General features: G+C 45.3%; 6 protein-coding genes and 3 tRNA genes. 7 read left to right on the top strand and 2 right to left on the bottom strand.

Annotated features, from left to right (window positions below; genetic code table 11):
• The first annotated feature begins 160 nt into the window (after positions 1–160).
• From AC0VYI_RS10640 to AC0VYI_RS10660, 5 genes are all read left to right on the top strand, one after another.
• Positions 161–8,983, top strand: coding sequence for a GH36-type glycosyl hydrolase domain-containing protein (locus AC0VYI_RS10640; protein ID WP_475449204.1), 8,823 nt, complete (start codon positions 161–163; stop codon positions 8,981–8,983).
• A gap of 437 nt (positions 8,984–9,420) precedes the next feature.
• Positions 9,421–9,497, top strand: a tRNA-Asp gene (locus tag AC0VYI_RS10645).
• A 214-nt stretch (positions 9,498–9,711) separates the two neighbouring features.
• Positions 9,712–9,787, top strand: a tRNA-Val gene (locus tag AC0VYI_RS10650).
• A gap of 66 nt (positions 9,788–9,853) precedes the next feature.
• A tRNA-Asp gene (locus AC0VYI_RS10655) sits at positions 9,854–9,930 on the top strand.
• Positions 9,931–10,332: 402 nt separating this feature from the next.
• Positions 10,333–11,664 carry an OmpP1/FadL family transporter gene (locus tag AC0VYI_RS10660; RefSeq protein WP_475449206.1) on the top strand — a complete coding sequence of 444 codons (1,332 nt, stop codon included), beginning with the start codon at positions 10,333–10,335 and terminating at the stop codon, positions 11,662–11,664.
• Positions 11,665–11,863: 199 nt separating this feature from the next.
• Here AC0VYI_RS10660 and AC0VYI_RS10665 read toward each other — a convergent pair whose 3' ends face one another.
• Together AC0VYI_RS10665 and AC0VYI_RS10670 are read right to left on the bottom strand one after the other, a co-directional pair.
• Positions 11,864–14,152 carry an EAL domain-containing protein gene (locus AC0VYI_RS10665; RefSeq protein ID WP_475449208.1) on the bottom strand — a complete coding sequence of 763 codons (2,289 nt, stop codon included), beginning with the start codon at positions 14,150–14,152 and terminating at the stop codon, positions 11,864–11,866.
• A gap of 330 nt (positions 14,153–14,482) precedes the next feature.
• Complete coding sequence (locus AC0VYI_RS10670; RefSeq protein ID WP_475449210.1) at positions 14,483–15,067, bottom strand: hypothetical protein; 585 nt, start codon at positions 15,065–15,067, stop codon at positions 14,483–14,485.
• 367 nt (positions 15,068–15,434) lie between these two features.
• On the opposite strand from AC0VYI_RS10670, the gene AC0VYI_RS10675 reads away from it, so the two are divergent.
• Positions 15,435–16,613 (top strand): BaiN/RdsA family NAD(P)/FAD-dependent oxidoreductase, encoded by a 1,179-nt coding sequence (locus tag AC0VYI_RS10675; protein WP_475449212.1) that lies wholly within the window; start codon positions 15,435–15,437, stop codon positions 16,611–16,613.
• A gap of 231 nt (positions 16,614–16,844) precedes the next feature.
• On the top strand, positions 16,845–17,864 hold the full coding sequence (locus tag AC0VYI_RS10680) for an ABC transporter substrate-binding protein (RefSeq protein ID WP_199477628.1): 1,020 nt from the start codon (positions 16,845–16,847) through the stop codon (positions 17,862–17,864).
• Positions 17,865–17,871 lie beyond the last annotated feature (7 nt).

Below are 17,871 nucleotides of genomic sequence, written 5' to 3' on the forward strand. Positions count from 1 at the left end.
TGATTGTCCTTTTGTCTTGTCTAACGGATTTGTCTTCCTATAAAACTAACCTTCCTGCCTTATGGTGTCAGTTCGCTGGCGTACAGACGCTAGACCGCTTGTTTCATTAAGATGAAAAGACGCTTGATTGCGCCATTCACCAGATGATTTTAAGGCGATTATGTTAAACACTTTTTCTTCTCTACTTGGACGACGATTTTCTCACTCGCTTTGGGACAGCAAGATTCCTGTTCGAGAGGAATTGTTTGGCTTAGAACGGCTTGAAGAGCATGCAGAAAGTTTGGCTTTGGCTCAGCAGGTATTCGGTTCCGAGCCTTCCGTGTTGCCTTTGCAAACACGTATGGATGAAAATGCCACGGCGCTTTTGGCATCCTATCGTGAAAGTGCTGCTGAGTTAGAACGAGGCGGAAGTGTCGTTCCTGCCGCGGAATGGCTGCTCGATAATTATCATTTGGTGGAAAAACAGATTCGCGAGATCCGAGATGATTTGCCAGACAGTTATTATCGACAATTACCTAAGCTAGCTGATGGTCCTTTTGCCGGTTATCCGCGGGTATTTGGCTTAACCTGGGCGTTTGTAGCGCACACCGATAGCCATATAGATCCTGATGTTCTGGTGCGTTTTATTCATGCTTATCAAACAGTCCAACCGCTCACCATTGGCGAATTGTGGGCAGTGGCGATTACGCTGCGCATTGTATTAATTGAAAACCTGCGCCGTTTGGCCGATCAAATTGCCGTCGGACGGGAAGCTCGCCACGACGCCGATCATTTTACCGAGCGGCTTTTGGTGGCAGGTAGTGCTCATTCAGCGTTACAAGAAGACATCGCCTCCCGCTCACCGGAACCGTTATCGGAAGTGTTTGCAGCGCAATTGGCGAAGCGATTACGAGACCAAGATCCGAAAACTACACCAGCATTGGATTGGCTAGAGCAGCGCTTGCAACTGCAAGGTCTTTCGGTTGAAGAAGTGGTGCAACATGCCCAGCAACGCCAAGGCGCATCGAACGTCACTATCCGAAATGTGATCACTAGCATGCGGTTGATTTCCGACATTGATTGGTCGGAATTGTTTGAGAAAGTCAGTCTGGTCGATCAAGAATTTTACCGTTATGGCCTGTTTGCCCAAATGGATTTCCCGACACGTAACTTGTACCGCAGTGCTGTGGAGGAGTTGGCGCGAGGCTGTGATTATTCAGAGATAGAGATTGCTCAGCGTGCCGTAGAAATGGCGAAAGACAGCGTAAAGCCTTTTGAATCTAAGAATACGGAATTAAAGAGTGCGGAATCAAAGAATGATGAGTCGGCACAAGCGCTTTCGGAAGAAGCCAAGGTAGAAAAAAGTCGTCTTGGTGACCCAGGTTATTATTTGATTGAACAGGGCCGATTGGCTTTCGAAAAATCCATCGCCTATAAACCCACCATGGGATTAAGAGTCCGGCGTTTTCATATGCGCTTAGGCGTCGCGGGTTACAGCGGTACGATTGCCATTCTTGCCTTGGCTTTTCTTGCCATGAGTATTTTTTTCGCGGGATTCCTAGCGTTTCCTGCACAATCTTGGTTGCTATGGGCAGTAGTGGCTTTTATTCCCGCCACAGAAGTGGCGTTTGCCATCGTTAATCGTTTAGTGACCTGGCGCTTTGGCGCGTTGATGTTGCCGGGACTTGAACTAAAAGCGGGCGTGCCGGCCTCGTTACGAACCTTAATCGCCGTGCCGACTTTGCTCACCTCTGAAGCGGATTTATTAGAGCAAATTGAACGCTTGGAAGTGCATTATCTGAGCGGTATCGACGGCGATGTAAGCTTTGCCTTATTAACTGACGGCAAAGATGCTGATTTGGAAGAATTAGAAAGCGACGCCTTATTGTTAGAACGGGCGGCGTTGGAAATAGAGCGATTAAACCAACGTTACGAAGAAGGTCCATCCGGTCCGCGTTTTATCTTGTTGCATCGTCGTCGATTGTTTAACCCGAGCGAAAATGTGTGGATGGGTTGGGAGCGTAAGCGCGGTAAGTTGCATGAACTTAATCTATTATTACGCGGCGCAACGGACACCACGTTTATGGCTATTCAGGGCAAAGCACCTAGTGTGCCGAGTAATGTTCGCTATGTGATTACCCTTGATGCCGACACGCGTTTGCCACGAGAAGCCGCGTTGCGATTAATCGGTAAAATGGCGCATCCGTTGAATCGTCCACGTTTGGATAAAGTCAAACAGCGAGTTGTCGCGGGTTACGGGATTCTTCAACCTCGCGTCACACCTTCTTTGTCGGTGGGCGCGGAAGGTTCTTTGTTCCAGCGCATATTTTCTGCTCCCGGCGGAATGGATCCTTATGCCGCGGCGATTTCCGATGTCTATCAAGATCTTTTCGGCGAAGGTTCTTTCACTGGCAAAGGCATTTACGATGTCGATATGTTCGAAGCCGCGCTAGCGGATCGCGTGCCGAATAACACCATGCTGAGCCACGATTTATTCGAAGGCATTTTTGCGCGCGCCGGTTTGGTATCAGATGTGGAAGTGGTGGAAGAATTTCCTGCTCGATACGATGCCGCTGCGAAACGTCAGCATCGTTGGATGCGAGGCGATTGGCAGCTGTTGCCGTGGATTATGAGCAAACCAACAGAGCAGGGCGTTTCTAGTTTGGGGCGTTGGAAGCTACTCGATAATTTAAGGCGTTCGCTGGTGGCACCAACAACCCTGTTAGCCTTGGCGTTAAGTTGGTTGTTGTTTCCGTCGTCGGCGTTATTTTTTAGCGCTGTATTATTGGCCTTCATGGCCATTCCACCCTTGTTGCCCTGCGTTTTTTCGATGATTCCTCATCGTTCAGGCGTCGACACTAGCAATCATTTTCGCTTGTGGTTAGGGGATTTACGCCTTGCTTTGAGTCAGACTTTTTTATCTATCGCCTTTCTGCCTGATCAAAGCTGGCGCTCATTGGATGCGATCACACGTACCTTGTTGCGTTTGAGTGTGACCCATCGACGTTGTTTGGAATGGGCAACCGCGGCGCAGAGTAATGCGAGCCCACGACTCAAGGTTATGGGTTTTTATCAAAATATGGCCAGTGGAACCTTGCTTGCTTTAGCGGTTTGCTTGTTTGTCATTGTGGTGAATCCGGCGGTATGGCTGCTGGTGTTGCCGTTTGCTTTGCTTTGGTGTCTTGCGCCTTTGGTCGCCGTGTTTGTTAGTCGATCCCCCGAAGTGTTGCGACCTGATGAACTCGATGTCGGTGCGGTCACCTTACGTCTTACTGCGCGCAAAACGTGGCGTTATTTTGAAACCTTTGTCACAGAGGAAGACAATTTTTTACCGCCAGATAATTTCCAAGAAGACCCAGAGCCTGTGGTGGCCCATCGAACTTCGCCAACCAATATTGGTTTGTATTTGTTGTCTTCAGTGGCGGCGCGAGATTTTGGTTGGGCTGGGCTAATCGAAACGATTGAGCGACTCGAAACGACCTTTGTGACGTTGGAAAAACTACCAAAACACAACGGGCATTTCTTCAACTGGTACGGTACGCAAAGCTTGCATACCTTGTTGCCGGAATACATTTCTTCGGTGGACAGCGGCAATCTTGCGGGGCATTTGATTGCGCTGGCAAACAGTTGCGAACAATGGCAGGAGGAGTCTGTCGTAGGGCTATCTCAAGAGCTATTTCAAGGCACTTTAACCGCTAAGCTAAACTCCACGGTGCGCTCGGGTTTTATAGACAACATTGCGTTGGCTAGACAATCCTTAGTGGCTGACTCAAAACAAGCAATTCATTCTGTTAGTCCAGATTTGAGTGTTACTGTAACAGACAACGAACATCCATTGTTGGCAACCTTGGATGATATCGAGAGTCGATTAAACAGCCGACAGACTATTGAGGCGTTAACGCCGATTTTAATTCGATTGACCGATAAAGCCGCGAAATTGGCTCGTGAGCGACCATTAGGTTCGGGTGAAGAAGTTGCACAAGGGCGTCATGCTGATTTCATTTATTGGATTGAAGCCGCCAAGAAGGTGATGGTTGAACAGCAGCGCGATACGCTTGAACAGCGTGATGCGCCAGATGCTTTGCTGGCTCGATTAACAACACTGGCGAGCACCGCGCATAATATGGCGTTAGATATGGATTTTGCGTTTCTCATTGATCCTGAGCGCAAACTTTTGTCGATTGGTTATTCACTTGCCGAAAATAGTCTCGATCCAAGTTGTTACGATCTATTGGCTTCGGAAGCGCGATTAGCGAGCCTGTTTGCTATCGCCAAAGGCGATGTGGCGACGAAACACTGGTTCCGTCTTGGTCGAGCTGCAACGCCCATGGGGAACGGCTCGGCGTTAATTTCTTGGTCAGGTTCTATGTTCGAATATTTGATGCCATCGCTGATCATGCGAGCGCCAACGGGCAGTTTACTTGAACAGACCAATCGCCTGATTGTTGGGCGTCAGCAGGAATACGGCAAACAGCTTGGCATTCCTTGGGGCGTGTCGGAATCTTCTTATAATGCGCGTGATATTGAGTTTACTTATCAATATTCTAACTTTGGTGTACCGGGACTCGGTCTAAAACGCGGTTTGGCAGAAAATAGAGTCATCGCGCCTTATGCTACAGGTCTTGCCTCCATGATTGATCCTCAGGCGGCGGTTGATAATTATGGGCGCCTAAACAGCATGGGCGCTTGTGGACGTTATGGATTTTATGAGGCGCTGGACTTTACGCCGACTCGTTTACCTGTTGAAAGCCATGTTGCCATTGTGCGCAGTTTCATGGCGCATCATCAGGGCATGACCATTGTGGCTATTGCCAATACCTTGCTGGAAGGCGTGTTTAGACAACGTTTTCATCAAGAACCTATGATTCAGGCGTGTGAACTCTTATTGCAAGAACGTATGCCAAGAGATGTTTGTATTAGTCATCCACGGGCAGAAGAAGTGAAAACCTACGCGTCTTCTCTGACGGTGATTGCGCCGATCGTTCGACGACTAAGCCCAACAGCCGCAGGCTCGCCCATTACGCATTTGTTATCGAACGGACGCTATGTGGTGATGTTAACCTCCACTGGCGCGGGCTACAGTCGTTGGCGCGATATAGCGGTGACCCGCTGGCAGGAAGACACCACATGCGATCATTACGGTAGTTTCATGTTCTTGCGTGATAAAAATACAGGTCAGCTTTGGTCGAGTTCCGCTCAACCTTTGCAAGATGAAGGTCATTATCCTGCGGGAGTGTTTGAAGAAGATCATGCTGAGTTCGTGCGCCATGATGGTGATCTAACCACGACCATGGACGTTTTGGTTTCCGGTGAAGACGATGGCGAAGTACGTCGTATTTCCTTGAGTAATAATGGTCGAGCGGCTTATGACATTGAACTGACTTCCTACTTAGAATTGGTATTAACGACGCCAGCTACAGACAATGCTCATCCGGCCTTTGCCAAGATGTTTGTACAAACGGAATATGCCCCTGAATACAATGCGCTAATCGCGACTCGCCGTAAACGTGCCGCGCAGGAACCTTCAATTTGGGCAGCGCACTTTGCCATTGTGGAAGGGGAAGTGACGGCCGATCCTCAATATGAAACTAACCGCGCCTTGTTTATTGGGCGAGGCAATTCTATTGCCACAGCCGCCGCGTTTGATCGTGACGATTCGTCCGTTGAAAGTGTCGACCTGAACAATTCAATCGGGACTGTGTTAGATCCTATTTTCTCGTTGCGCTATGCCGTTCATGTGCCAGCAGGCAGTGTGGCGAAAGTGGCGTTTTGGACAGTTGTGGCGTCTTCTCGTGAAGAATTAATGGATATTATTGATCGACATCACGACCGTAGCGCTTATGACAGGGCGAAAACCTTGGCATGGACACAGGCGCAAGTGCAATTGCGTCATTTGGATATTATCCCAACCGAGGCGCACGATTTCCAACGACTTGCTGCGCCGATTATATACGCCGATCCGCGTTTTCGCGTCTCGGCCGACGCCATTCATCGCGGCATGGCGTGTCAGTCTGTGCTTTGGCCGCATTCGATTAGTGGTGATTTGCCCATTGTGCTGTTGCGCATTGATGACGTCGAAGACATTGATCAAGTGAAGCAATTATTGCGCGCCCATGAATACTGGCGTATGAAACGGTTGGCGGTGGATCTGGTGATCATCAACGAGCACGCGTGTTCTTATTTACAAGACTTGCAAATTGCCATTGAAACTGCAGTACGAAGTAGCCAGTCGCGGCCTCGATTGATCGATAAATCTAACGATGATCATGTGCAAGGCGCTGTGCATGTTTTGCGTGCGGACTTGGTGGATGTGCAGGTTCGTGATTTGCTCAAATCGGTTGCTCGGGTGGTGCTTATTGCTCGTCGAGGATCCATTGGTAAACATATTCATCGCTTGCCGCCAGCGTTGACTTGGCCGCCGAAGATTCGCTCTAAGAATAAATCGATAGGTGACAATATCATTCCATTCAAGGCAAAGAATTCAACAGCCAGCGATAAGTTAGCAGCTCTGAAACAAGAGCTAGAGTTCTTCAATGGCTTGGGCGGTTTTGGTTTAGATGGTCGGGAATATACGGTGATTCTTGAAAACGGCGCCTCGACGCCTGCGCCTTGGATCAATGTCATTGCCAATGCGAGCTTTGGTTTTCATGTGTCGGCCGAAGGCAGTGGTTATACGTGGGCGGAAAACAGCCGCGAGAACCAGTTAACGCCTTGGTGTAATGATCCGGTTTCTAATCCGTCTGGAGAAGCGATTTACGTGCGCGATGAAGACACTTTGGAATTGTTTGGCGCCACGGCTCAGCCGCTTCGTTCTATTAATCAAGCGAACAACAAAGCCAATCAAAGTGCATTTGTTGCTCATCATGGTCGTGGTTATAGCGGCTTTGAACATCAAGCGGATGGCTTGGCACTGACATTATTGCAATACGTGCCTTTGACAGATCCGATCAAAATTTCACGTTTAACCTTGCATAACCAAACGAGGCGACGTCGTCGATTCTCCGTTACGTCTTACGCCGAATGGGTGTTAGGCACAGCTCGTGGAACGTCTGCGCCATTTATTACCACGGATTTGGATTCGGCTGGCTCAAACGCCTTATTCGTTTGTAATCGCTGGAATGTGTCGTTTCCGGGGCGTGTTGCTTTTGCCGATATGGGCGGGATGCAATCGACCTGGACGACAGATCGTACCGAGTTTCTGGGACGCAATGGTTGTATGAATGCACCAGCGGCCTTACTCAGGGATTCGTCTTTGTCTGGCAGTATTGGCGCGGGACAGGATCCTTGTACTGCGCAACAATCTATTATTGAGCTGGAACCGGATGAATCAGTGGAAGTGGTGATCTTGCTGGGGCAATGTGCTTCTGTTGCCAAAGCTCGTGATTTGATCGAGCAATATCGCCATGCGGATTTGGATCAAGTACTAGCTGAAGTAACCGAGCATTGGGATACCTTGCTAGGCGCGGTTCAGGTGAAAACGCCAGATCGAGCGATGGATATTATGCTCAATGGTTGGCTGCTATATCAGACGGTGGCGTGTCGTATGTGGGCGCGTTCAGCGTTTTATCAAGCCAGCGGTGCGTATGGCTTTCGAGATCAATTACAAGACGGTATGTCGATGACATTCCGCCGACCGGATATGACCAGAGCGCATATTTTGCGTGCGGCGAGTCGCCAGTTTGTCGAGGGCGATGTACAGCATTGGTGGTTGCCTCATACCGGGCAGGGCGTGCGTACGCATATTTCTGATGATAGAGTCTGGCTAGCGTATGCCACGGCGACTTACATTGAAACCTCCGGTGATGTGTCTATTTTGGACGAAAAAATCGCCTTTATCGAAGGGCCGTTATTGGCGGCGGAACAGCATGACGCGTATTTTCATCCTATGGAATCGGACGAGTCTGCGACCTTATTTGAGCATTGTGCTCGCGGGTTGGATCAATGTCTTGAACTGACTGGCGAAAATGGCCTGCCATTAATGGGCTCGGGCGACTGGAACGATGGCATGAATCGCGTCGGTGAAGGCGGTCAAGGGGAAAGTGTTTGGTTAGGCTGGTTGTTGATTCGTACCATTCATTTGTTCTCGCCCATGGCGCAAGCTCGTAATGAAGGCGAACGAGTACAGCGGTGGGTGGCGCATGTCAGTAAAGTCCGAGAAGCGATTGAAGAGAAAGCGTGGGACGGCGAATGGTATCGTCGAGCAAGTTTCGATGACGGCAGCTGGTTAGGATCAAAAGACAATGACGAATGCCGAATTGATTCTATTGTGCAATCTTGGGCAGTTTTATCCGAAGCGGGTGACCCAGAGCGCGCCGCGAAAGCCATGGAATCGGTCGAGCAATACCTGATTCAACCTGAGTCAAAACTGGCATTATTGTTTACACCGCCATTTAATAAAACCAGCCACGATCCGGGTTATATTAAAGGCTATCCGCCGGGGTTACGGGAAAATGGTGGTCAATACAGCCATGCTGCCATGTGGGCGATTTTGGCTTATGCCAAGTTGGGTGATGGCAACAAAGCCAGTGACTTGTTTAATTTACTCAATCCGATCAATCACGCTCTAAATGCTGAAGAGACTGATTGTTATAAAGTTGAACCTTATGTGGTTGCTGCAGACGTGTATTCCGTAGCGCCTCATATAAGACGTGGTGGTTGGACTTGGTACACAGGCTCGGCGGGTTGGATGTACCGAGCGGGCATGGAAGGTATTCTTGGTTTGCACAGAAAAGGTAAAGAACTGACTATGAAGCCTTGTATCCCGTCAGATTGGCCGGGTTTTGAAGTCTCTGTAAAAGTCGACGAGACCGAATACTTTATTGTCGTCGTGCAATCGGTTGATTGTGCTGATTCTTCGAGTGTTAGTGGTCCTTTAAAAGACTCTTTAGTGCTAAGTGGAATGCGGGCTGTGGTGGATGGCATGGATATTCAAATTATCAACAAGATAGTGCGAGTACCTCTGGATGGAGGAATGCATAAACTGAACATTAGTGTTTGGATCTAAATAGTATCAGTACTAGCATTAGATTTTCCTTCATTTATCCCACCCTAAGCTTGTAATGCTTTGGGTAGGTATCGATAGCAAAGTAGGGGACTTCCATCAAAGAAGAAAAAGTTTGCCAAGAAACCTAGACATATGAAATTAATGATGTAATATCTGCGCCCGTTGTTGAGCGAAGCCCAATATCAAAATCGATTATATTTACTAGAGTTATGACCATTTTCTATTAAATTGGTATTTTAATAGCAAGATAGTCGAGTTGATAATGAAATTATCGATAACTTATTGAAATTTAGTTGTTTTTGGTTAGAATGCTCTTCAAAGTGAGTTGAGGCAAGTAACGTTCTTTTGATTTTTAGCCCTTACAAGGCGAATGTCGGGAGTTCGAACCTCTCCACACCCACCACTTATAAGACAGTGGTTAAACAGCTTATGACAACGGAGTGGTAGTTCAGTTGGTTAGAATACCTGCCTGTCACGCAGGGGGTCGCGGGTTCGAGTCCCGTCCATTCCGCCATCTTTCGACAAGATGTAAAACTACGTGTCGGGTGTGTTACTCAGTTGGGAAAATATTTCCTTACAAGGCGCATATCAGTGGGAGTTAAGAACTCCACATCGAACAGATGTAAAATGTTATTGGGTGTGTAGCTCAGTTGGGAAATTGATCTTAACAAGGCGCATATCAGCGGGAGTTCACGAACTCCACATCGAACAGATGTAAAATGTTGATTGGGTGTGTAGCTCAGTTGGGAGAGCGTCGCCCTTACAAGGCGAATGTCGGGAGTTCGAACCTCTCCACACCCACCACTTATAGGAAAGTGGTTAAATACCTATAATCTCCCTTCGGATAGTTATTATCTAAAGAGAATAAATGGAGCGGTAGTTCAGTTGGTTAGAATACCTGCCTGTCACGCAGGGGGTCGCGGGTTCGAGTCCCGTCCGTTCCGCCATTTTCATCTAGATTAAAATCAATATCTGTTAATAGCCTCTTAGATAAGAAAATATCTCCTTTCTCTAGCTATATCATTATTCAGTCTTTCTATTTTTTCACTGTTCTCAATAATTCAGTTTATCACCATTGACTCTCTCTATTGTTAAATTTTATAAAAAAAAACTGCCTTAATAGTTTTTAATTTTTTGATCTCAATGGCATATCGATTGTCATCTGAAGCAAACTTGCTGCGTCTTGTGCAGTGAGCGTATTTTCATGAAATGTTTTTTGTAAATATTCAAATAAAGTTGTGATGCCTACTGGTAATATCATGTTGAGGAGTACTATACTCAAGCTGTATAGGGGGATTTGTCAAATTTCCCTAAAGATTCACCAATAAAAATAAAAAATGGAGCTTAATATGACAACCTTATCAACTCGTTCTTGCGTTTTATTTAAAGCAAGTGTGGTCGCTTTGGCGGTAGCGTCGGCTTCTAGCGCTTACTCAGCGGGCTTTGCTTTAAATGATCATAGTACGACGGCATCAGGAAACGCTTTAGCTGGTGCTGCAGCTTCTGGTGAAGACATTTCTTTTAGTTACTGGAACCCCGCCCTTTTTCTGAATGCTAAGAAAAATACCTTTTATGTATCGGGCGCGTATGTTATGCCAAAAATGGACGTGACGAATATTTCTGCAACGAATGCAAAAGCTTTTGGGGGATCTCCCATAAGCGGATCAACAACCAATTCAGATTCCGTAGACAATGCCTTTATTCCCGCTTTCTATTATGCGATGCCTTTGTCTGATGACACAGTAGGTGGGATTTCTTTGAATGCGCCTTTTGGGTTGTCTGGGGATTATGGTAATACTTGGCCAGGTCGTTTCCATGCGACTGAAACGTCTTTAAAAGACATAGCCTTAGCTTTTTCCGTCGCTCATAGAGTAAATGATTGGTTTTCTGCTGGTGCCAGCGTACAAGTCCATCGTGCCCATGTTGTTTTAGCTTCTGCAGTTGGTTCCACCATCGCTCAGGCTGGTGGTGAAGGGTTAGGTAAGATTAAGGCTGCAGCAACCGGATATGGGTTCAGTTTGGGGGTATTAATGGAGCCTATTAAAGGAACTCGTATCGGTGTTGGTTATCGAAGCAAGGTAAAATTCGATTTCAAAGGGGATGTGAAGTACGACAATGTTGCTGGAGTAAACCAAGCCCTTTCCCAGAAAGGCTACCAATTAGTTAATACAAGTGCTGAAGATAATCTTAAATTCCCTGATGTGTTGACCATCAGTTTGGATCAAACCTTAACGAATAAACTGCGCCTTGGTTTAAGTGCAATACATACAGGTTGGAGTTCAATGAAGGATGGTCTTAATATTAAGTTTGGTAGCAATCAGCCGAACTCTGTTCTTACCTTTGGATTCGATGATGAATGGATGTATTCTGCAGGCTTAACCTACGATTATTCAGATGCTTTGACATTGCGGACTGGTATTGCCATGGACAATACTCCAGTGACAGATAAATACCGTTCAGCAAGAACACCAGATGGTGATCGTAAGTGGTACTCCGTGGGCGCGACGTATCACATTGATGATTCCAGCTCCGCTTCCTTTGCTTATACCCATGTCGCTATAGAGAATGTGAGTGTGAATCGTGATGGTAGTTTGCCAGAAGATGCTTCAAGAGGGACCTATAAAGCCGATTATGACTCTTCAGCAAATGTGGTTTCCTTGGCTTATACGAAAGCGTTCTAGGTGTTAGATAACCGTTCAAAGCTTTCTATTTTCAGCTTTTTATGAGTTTTACCCTTAATGATGATAGGTTGAGAAATAAGATGATCAAAGCCTGAGTATTAATAATGCTCAGGCTTTTTTGTTTCTTTTTCCTGTATCATGGAAAATTAAGGCGGTTATACCAGATAAAATCTTTGGAGGATAACCCCTTATGTTGTTATTAGCGAACCAGTCTTAAATGTTTTGCTTTGGCGTGGTTGTTTTCTGTCCATTCTGTCATGGGAGCAGGCTTGCCAAAATAGTAGCCTTGCATGATATGACAGCCCAAATCGATAAGTGTATCAGCTTGTTCTTTGCTCTCTATGCCCTCTGCGATGACTTTCATATTAAGCGATTGAGCAAGTTGAATGGTTGACTTAACAATATCTAGGTGTCGTTGGTCGTCAGGTAAGGGCGATACAAAGCGTCGGTCTATTTTCAAGATTTTGGCGGGAATGTCGATTAATTGCCCTAATGAAGCGAGCCCCGTACCAAAATCATCAATGGCAATAATAAAACCGTACTGCGATAGGGCTTTGAGACGTTTGTGGACAATCGGATGAGTCATTACAGCGCTGGTTTCAGTAATTTCCAATTCAAGCATTTTACCAAGCCAAGGATGGTCCGCAGATAAAGACATTAAATGGGCAAAAAATACATCGTTCATCAACTCTTGGCCTGCTAAATTGAAAGCGATGGGCGTGTAGATTTTTTCTTTATGCCACTCGGATAAAATTGGGATGAGAGAGCGAAGTAAGTTTTCTGCAAGAGTGGGTAGAAGTCCTAGCTTTTCCGCTAAATAGATAAACGTCATAGGGGAGACAAAACTACCGTCTGCTTTTTGCCAGCGAGCCAATGCTTCAAAGGAACAGATGTAGCCATCCCGTCCAATTTGAGGTTGTAACCATAAAACAATGTTGTTGCATTTTATGGCGTTACTTAATTCAAGCCCAAGCTGATGTTCTTCTACTAATTTGTCTTCAAGCTGGTTGTTGTAATAAGAAATTCGATCAGCGTTGGATGAGTATTCCAAAGCCATTTCGCAGCGATCAAGCAATTCTTCCGCGCTGTTTCCATCGGTTTGATAATAAGAAACACCCACTTGATAATCCATATTTAATAGGTTGCCATCCATTTTTATTTGATCGGGTAGGGTGGATTGAATCAGGGCGGACAGATTGCGTTTGATTAAATAGGTTTGTCCAAGAGGGACAAAGCAGGCGAACTTCACGCCTCGAAGACGGCAGATAAAGGTTTGATCTGAGAGCTTGTTTTTGAGAATTTTGGCGAAACTTAAGATGAGGCGATTGGCGTTGTCTTTGCCGTATTGCTTATTAAGCAATTTAAACTGGCTAATGCGAATAATGATCATGGCGCCAGAATAATGAGTCCTTTCGAATGCTAGCTTGTTATTTACCTGCTGACAAAAGAACTTCACATTTGGTAGCAACGTGAGGGTATCAAAATTTGTTAATCGGGAGTTGGTTTGTTGAGAGCTTTCCAGTTGCTGTTTTAAGGCTTTGATCTGCGAAATATCTTGTAAATGCAGGATATAGTGACCATGATTCGTCAGGCTGACTCTATGCATTTCAATTAGCGTATTAGAATTGGCTTTCAGTGAGCATTCCCTAGTGTTCGATTGCCAAAAGTAACGTTCAGAACGGTCTTCGGTGGGTGTCAGCCAGTGCTGTACTAGGCTGTTTTCTATTTTATTTCGTTGACTTTCTGAGTGGGAGAGTAACTGTCTTGCCAGTTCGTTCACCTTTAGAATTTTTCCAGCCTTATTGCAGAGCATGGTTGGTGTTCCGGTATGCTCGAAAATCTCTTCATATAGTGTGTTGTTACGATTGAGTTTGCGATACAAGGATTCTAAATGCGTGGTATTACTTTCAAGCGCATACACCATTCGCGACACAGCAAAGGGTAAGCCAAAATTTAGTGTTACAAAGGTAAGCAGTTGAAAATAAAACGAAGTAAATTCGGGTAGCATGGCATCGCTCGTTTGTTCTAAAGAGCGTGACGTGTGTACAACAAGGTAAAAAGAAGCAATATTGGCAATGCTGATAGCTAATGTCGTACGAAAATTAAAGAATAAACGGGTTATTATGGGCAAGGAGTACAGTGAAAGCAGTCCGAACTTAATGGCATTATTGTTAGTGGTCGTCGTGATAAGCAAGATGCCAGTGGTCATCATAATGATTAAAAAAAGTACTGAAACAGTGAAAGTATAGCGACGACAATATACTAAAAGCCCAATTAAGATGGCTAAATAGCTGCTATTGATGGTAAGAAAAAACGCTTTTCCTTCAAACTCCGGAATAAGCAGACTGTTTATTTCAACAAACAAGAACACTAGTAGTGTCACAACGATCAGAATTTTAAGGGCACTCTGCTGAAACGTTATCTTGCTATGCTGGTGCTGTTTTTCGGGTTCAATTAAAAAAAAAGCTTTCAAAAAGTCAATTAACATCGATTAACTTCATACACAGATGGAAGGATTTACTAAATAAGATTAGAGGCTACCGAAAAAAGAGTCTAATGACTATCATGTTTTTTGTTTATAACTATATTTTTTAGAAACTATGCCTGTAACGAATGGTATTTTCCTATGATGAGGGCTTTAGGGGAAGAACTTTGTGTGATTGACATTGAAAACCAAGCAATTAGTGCTTTGCCAATAGTTTGTTTTTAGTAATGGCTATCGTCAGTATGCCTCAGAATCTATATGACTAGGGAAGGATCATAAGAGAGAGCTTGGAAAGTCCTCTCTTGTTAAATGTCTAAACAGTCAGAAAAGCCTCTACTGACTACACTGAGTATGAAAATTGTTCGTCATTAAGTTTTTTAAATCATAAGAGCAGGCATTTTCGCGTATAAGGTCTTTTCCTTCCCAAGAGACACTCATGGAAGAAGGAACTTGCTGACGATAACTTGGAATAAAGCGATATGCTGCGATGACATCAACACTGGAGTGTGGTCCCACTTGTACACTTTGGCCGATGAGTCGTTGACGGGTTTCTGCATTATATAAGGTGTAATCCGTCGTGTATTCCCGAGAGCCATTGCTATGATTAAAGTTGAGCCAAATCTTGCGATAGGTTTGTGGTTGCGAGGTCGGGTTATCTAAACGCAATCGAGTATAAATAATCTGAGATTTGGAAAAGCTAGGTCTGATTTCCTGGGCGACTTTGACATAGCTCATCCCTTGGGTTTGCCAGGGCATGTTCGCACCAAATGAGGCTTCGACTATCTCGATATTTTGGTGTTGAAACAGTCCATTAATATAAGAGACTAGATCCTTTGTCGGTGCATAGAGTGCTAGTAGGGCTAAAGTGCCAATGATGAGTTGATTAAAGTAGCGTCTTGGTTTTGCGATGCCAATCATATCCACAACCTCAATAAGTCAAATTACTGTTTGTTTGTACAGTACTGTATATAAAAACAGTAAAGATGTATACTATTAAGTGATATTTCGTTCAAAAACTATCCGAATTAATGCAACACCCTTGATAAATCAAAAGAAATAAAATTTCTTAAAATAATGTTTGATTTTGAATAAGTTATTGAATAACAAATAATTATTGATGATTCCCACAGCCTTCTTCACGGATTCTGTGGACAATAAAAATAGGCTGATTCGTTTTTGATTCCGTGGTCAGGAAAAGAGCAATTTTTCCACGAAATGCAGATTTAATGGCAATATTAAGGCCAATCTTTATAATGCAGGCCAATAAAAACGAGTGAGGCTGAGTGTGGATAAACGAGATGTAGTGATCATTGGAGCAGGGGCGTCAGGGTTAATGTGTGCCGCGACGGCAGCGTATCGTGGTAAACGTGTTTTGCTCCTAGATCACGCTAATAAAGCAGGAAAAAAAATCCTTATGTCAGGCGGTGGTCGTTGTAACTTTACCAATATGGATGCCGCCCCCAAGCATTTCTTATCTGACAACCCACATTTTTGTATTTCGGCGTTACGTCGTTTTTCGTCACAAGATTTTGTCGATCTGGTTGACCGTCATGGTCTGGATTATGTGGAAAAGACTCCAGGGCAGTTATTTTGTGAACATTCTGCAAAAGACTTGCTAGCGATCTTACTGACCGAACTAGAGTGGTCTGGCGCAGAGCTTAAGCTCAATACTAAAATCCATCATATCGATTTCCAAGACGGATATACGGTACTTAAAACCAATCAAGGTGATATCACATGTGATTCTTTGGTTATCGCGACGGGTGGCCTGTCCATTCCCACTATGGGGGCAACCGGATTTGGCTATGAGATTGCCAAACAAGTCGGTCATGATATTCTGCCTACTAGAGCCAGTTTAGTGCCAATAACCGTGCAGCCAGAGCGCAAAACCCAATTTGCCGAACTGTCTGGCATCGCCTGTGATATTGCAGCCACCGCCAATGGCATTACTTTCCAAGAGCCTATGTTATTCACACATCGCGGTGTGAGTGGCCCATCGATTCTGCAAATTACCAACTTCTGGCAACCCGGCGAGGCGCTAAGCATTAATATCGCGCCAAGCTTATCGTTAGACGATTTACTCGCTGTCCGCCAAAACACGCCAAAGAAAAGCTACGAAGGCGTTTTATCGAACTTGTTGCCAAAACGGTTGGTGGAGTTGATTAAAACTGAGTTCCCTTGGTTGAATGAACGCAGTGCACAAACTTCCAATGATCAAATCGACAGTTTGTTCCAGTATCTGGCAAACTTTGATATTGCACCCAATGGTACAGAAGGCTACCGCACTGCCGAAGTGACTCTGGGCGGTGTGAACACTAATGAGGTTTCATCCAAAACCTTTGAGTCACAAAAACAAAAAGGGCTGTATTTTATAGGGGAAGTGCTCGACGTTACAGGCTGGCTGGGTGGCTATAATTTCCAGTGGGCGTGGGCCAGCGGATTTTGTGCTGGTCAGTATGTTTAATTTTTATTGTGACAAAACCCTCAGGGATACCGACTGTAGTCATTTCTTGCTGAGTGTGAGCAGATGACTAAAAAATTCTATCTAATTGATATTTATATATATTGTTTGCATTTTGGTCTGTCTTAGCTGCTTTTAATGCTCTTTAGTTCAAAATGATCTTTATTTCATTTTTAATATTCTTTTAGTTTATATATAATCCACAGCCAAATCTTAATTATCTGGAGAGCGTCCATGTGTCGATTAGTGACTCTGATTGCTTTGGTGTTGTGTGGCTGGAGTAGTTTGGTGTCCGCCGCTGTCAAGTCCCTCGAAATTGGCTATATGCCGATTATTCCGGTCTCCCAAGCGTTTGTCGTTTTGGAAAGTGATGCCTTAAAGAAGGCTGGTGTTAGTGACCCTAAGTTGTATCAATTTCAAAATGGCCCCGCGATTGTACAAGCACTTTTGGCTGGACAGTTGGACGTTGCGTATCTTGGTATTGGGCCAGCGATGGTCGCACGCGCCAAAGGGGCGGATATCAAAGTAGTTGCTTCTGATATTGTTGAACAGATCAGTATGGTCGCCTTGGGCAAGTTGGCGCCTTATTTTAAAAACGGCGATGCCAAAACAGCATTTGCTCGTTTCAAGGCAGCGACTGGTCGTAAAGCGGTTATTTCTACCTTCCCTCGAGGGTCTGTTCCAGAAACCGTGCTGCAGTACTGGTTGCAAAAACAGTTGGGTATGAGTCGTGATGAGATTAACGCCAACATTGATATTATTTACCAAGGTACTGCTCAGGTTCAACAGTCACTGATGACAGATGCGGTAGACGGAGCGGCGATTTTGGAGCCTGTGGTCAGCATCGTACTTGATCGTAGGCCGGATGCGAAAGTTGTGGCGTCTGGCTCTGCTATGTTTCCTCACCAACCTGGAGCTGTATTGGTTGTGCGTGAATCTTTGATTAAGCAGCACCCTGAAGTGGTGAAAGCTTTGGTGAAAGCACACATAGCGGCAACCAACGAATTACGCAATCATCCAGAGAAGGCTGAAAAAGCCGTTGGCAAATATGTCGGTGGTGGCCGTCTACCGGAAAACATTGTGTTAACTGCCTTAAAGAACTCTGCGGATCATTTCCAAGCCGATCCAAATACCATCATCGATGGCACTCGTACCATGCGTGATTTTCAAGCCAGTCAAGGCACGCTTAAGGCGAATTTGAATCTTAAAGCCTTGTTTGATGTTAGCTTCTATAACGAGTTAACTAAGGAGTAATGGTTTC

This window comes from Marinomonas sp. 63XJN7_9_ISO-PGPR-S23-217 (genome assembly GCF_056173515.1).